Genomic DNA, 648 nt, shown 5'->3' with positions numbered 1-648 from the left:
ACATGTATAACGGGCTGCAAAAGTTCATCATGACGTTGCCTGAGCGCCATCCGGAACTGGCGAACCTACAAATTGTAGAAACCGTCGTGACCAACGCGAAAAACCAAGCACTCGGTTTGGGTGAAAGCGTGGTAAAAGGCTCACTTGCATCGTTAGTTAGTATTGCCACATTGGCGGTGTACTTGATTTTGGTGCCGCTGCTGATTTTCTTCCTACTTAAAGACAAAGAAGAAATGCTTAGAATGGCGAGCGGCATTTTGCCGAAAAACCGTAAGCTGGCGAACAAAGTTTGGCACGAGATGAACGAGCAAATCTCGAACTACATTCGCGGGAAAGTGCTGGAAATCTTGATTGTTGGTGGCGTGAGCTACGTAACATTCGCGATTCTAGACCTACGTTACTCCGCGCTCTTGGCCGTTGCTGTAGGCTTGTCGGTATTGATTCCATATATTGGTGCAGCTGCGGTAACCGTACCGGTTGCGATTGTTGGTTTGTTCCAATGGGGCATGACGCCACAATTCTACTGGTTGTTGCTGGCTTACGGCATCATCCAAGCGCTAGATGGTAATGTGCTTGTGCCAGTTCTATTTTCAGAAGCGGTTAACCTTCACCCGGTTGCGATTATTGTTGCGGTACTGGTGTTTGGCG

1 protein-coding gene is annotated in these 648 nt (G+C 48.3%); it reads left to right on the top strand.

Annotated features, from left to right (window positions below):
- Positions 1-648 (top strand): AI-2E family transporter (locus tag R7Q11_RS27015; protein ID WP_225467092.1); only part of this gene is annotated, 648 nt, incomplete at both ends.

The organism is Vibrio sp. 970, from assembly GCF_033339075.1.
Note: the sequence above shows the minus strand (reverse complement) of the source record. Positions and strands in the feature narration are given on the sequence as shown.